The 1715-nt window shown below is 55.1% G+C and carries 1 protein-coding gene and 2 pseudogenes; 1 reads left to right on the plus strand and 2 read right to left on the minus strand.

Going from position 1 to position 1715, the window contains the following annotated elements; translation table 11 throughout:
• Nucleotides 1-248 precede the first annotated feature (248 nt).
• Nucleotides 249-476, plus strand: a pseudogene (locus tag KUL93_RS11135) (VOC family protein); the annotation flags it as partial.
• A gap of 53 nt (nucleotides 477-529) precedes the next feature.
• Here the strand turns inward: KUL93_RS11135 and KUL93_RS11845 are convergent.
• Both KUL93_RS11845 and KUL93_RS11850 read right to left on the minus strand, forming a co-directional pair.
• Nucleotides 530-1150, minus strand: a complete 621-nt coding sequence (locus KUL93_RS11845) for a YbjN domain-containing protein (protein WP_430408214.1) — start codon at nucleotides 1148-1150, stop codon at nucleotides 530-532.
• A gap of 33 nt (nucleotides 1151-1183) precedes the next feature.
• Nucleotides 1184-1715 (minus strand): annotated as a pseudogene (locus tag KUL93_RS11850) (integrase core domain-containing protein); the annotation flags it as partial.

The raw sequence follows: 1715 nt of genomic DNA on the forward strand, positions 1-1715 counted from the left end.
ATTGACCGCCACCACCAACAGTTCGACCAGGTCGTGTTTGACCTTGCCCGCTTGCCTCGGATCACTGATCGATACGAATACGTCCGCCAACCGCAGCTTCTTGTTTCCCGTCTCCATGGGCCACCCCCAAAAAGACAGAAAACTACACCAATCAAGACACTATGCTATGTACAGCTCCCTTGGCAACCCATTGATCGTGAAAGACTATTTCAGCAGGCCACGATAGTGCCATTCATGCGATTGCCCTGGTGCTGGAACTGACTTACAACTGGGGGGTGGATCACTATGACCTGGGCAATGGCTTCGGCCATATCGCCATCGAGGTGGATGATGTCTATCAGGCGGTGGAGGAGATTCGCGCCCGCGGCAGCAAGATTATCCGCGAAGCCGGTCCCATGAATGCGGGCACGGCCATTATCGTGTTTGTGGAAGACCCTGACGGCTATCAGATCGGGCTGCTGGGGCCGAGAGGTTGAGACAAAAATACCCCGGCCATTGCAAGCCGGGGTCAGGGCATCAAGCATGCAGATCAACTGCTTTTGCCTTTCTCTTTGACGAAGTTTTTGAATTGGGGACGGGTGAAATCAAGGAACACCTTGATAAAGTTCATCACCTGGTCTTCCGTGACTCCCTTGCCTACCAGCAGGTCGGACTCCACCACAGGGTCGCCATCTCTGTCGATATAGGCGCGGCTTATGCGTTTGGTGCGGTTCCAGTCATTAATCTGCTCATAGGTCAGCTTCACGCCGGAAGTGCCGTAATAGAGCTGCCAGTCGCCATCGTTATAGCGCACCATGAGAATCAGGCTGTTCTCATACATGAAGCGGATGGCGTTTGCATCTTTCTTGCTGGCGTTGAAACCGTGCTTTTCCAGCAGTCTTACCATCTCATCCACGGTATAGACGTGCAGCTTGGCTGACTTGCCCTCATTCAGGGCAGCGCAGACATTTTCCAGTTTTGCCAGTTCGCCACTGGCGTGGGCAGTGGGCATCAGGCCCATCAGGCCGGCGAGCGCAGCAGCAGTCAGTGTTTTCTTCATTGTCTTCTCCTTAAAATACTGGACAGAACAGACCAAAGCCAAGTACCCACAGCCCCAAGCATGGTGTGCACGGTGTGCATGCCGTGCAGCATTATAGCTGACGGGCAGCATTATAGCTGACGGGCAGCAGCAAGGTGTATTCGTTGTATTCGTCCAATACCTTTGGCACTCTTTATGGTTTTCCAAGAGCCACTGCACCGGCGCCTTGAGACCAAGGCTGTGGTGTGGCAGCACGGTATTGTAGTCAATGAGCCACTGGCTCAAATTCTGGTTGAACAACTCAAGGTCGGTAAAGAGCAGCTCTTCGTGCCAATCGACGAACTGCTCTTGGATCGTGCGGTTGAAGCGTTCGCAGTGGGCATTCATGCGCGGCGATTTCGGGTAGGTCCAGTAGTGCGTCAGCCCCATCGATTCAAGCATCGCGTCAAACGCCCCTTGAAATTCCGACCCATTGTCCGATAGCGCTGCCAGCTGAAGCGGTTGCCCATGCCCTTCTTGGCCAGAAGCCAGCGCTTGGAACGCTTCGGCAACCGCTCGGCTGCTCTTTTTGGGAAGCGCCAGCGCAAACGCGCAGCGGCTCACCGGATCGACCAGGGTCAGGATGTAGCGCCGCACGCCGTCACGCACCCGTTCGATCGTGTCCAACGCCCATAGGGTCATCGGGGGCACTTTCAGC

Origin of the sequence: Hydrogenophilus thiooxidans, from assembly GCF_019049855.1 — a bacterium.
In the GTDB taxonomy this organism is placed as follows: Bacteria; Pseudomonadota; Gammaproteobacteria; order Burkholderiales; family Rhodocyclaceae; genus Hydrogenophilus; species Hydrogenophilus thiooxidans.